This is a genomic window from Stenotrophomonas sp. GbtcB23 (assembly GCF_019091045.1).
GTDB lineage: Bacteria > Pseudomonadota > Gammaproteobacteria > Xanthomonadales > Xanthomonadaceae > Stenotrophomonas > Stenotrophomonas rhizophila_A.
Window position 1 is genome coordinate 1 of sequence record NZ_JAGXKC010000182.1, and the last position, 511, is coordinate 511.

A 511-nucleotide genomic window follows, 5' to 3' on the forward strand; every position below is an offset into this window, starting at 1 on the left:
GTCTTAGTCTTCGAAGACGGTGGTCTATGCTCGGGCCTCACCGGACTGTCCGATGTGCGAACGTCGCGGCGCCTGAAAGCGTCGCAAGTGGCGGCTGCAACTAAGGGCAGCGTTGATGAAGCGCTCTGATATTCCCGATCTGGAACAAGCGGCAATCAAGTATCTGCTTGAGGCTGAGGGTATACCGGAAGAACTCAGTGCTCAATTGGGCCGCGTCATTGCTACTGTGCGAACGGAAAGTCGAGTGGGCGTGTACGTCGACTTTATTCTGGGGAGCGACGCGATCCCGCTTTCAGGTGAGGCGGACTTTGAGATTGAGGGTCTGTCGGCTACAGGGGCAGATGGTTTTGGAGTCGAGTTCATTCTGTTCGTGCGAGGTGGCTTTCTCTCCTTCTTGGAGGTATACACTGTGCTCGCTGAACTTCCAGGCTACGCATCACTCACGCTGACCTCCAGTGTCGAGGAAGGCATTCGCTATTGTCCGGTGACGGCTTCGATACTAAGGCAGGAA

At 55.6% G+C, this 511-nt stretch carries 1 protein-coding gene; it reads left to right on the forward strand.

The window, feature by feature from the left end; genetic code table 11:
- Positions 1-115 precede the first annotated feature (115 nt).
- On the forward strand, positions 116-511 hold a 396-nt coding region (locus tag KVS69_RS18705), incomplete at its 3' end, for a hypothetical protein (protein WP_217539478.1).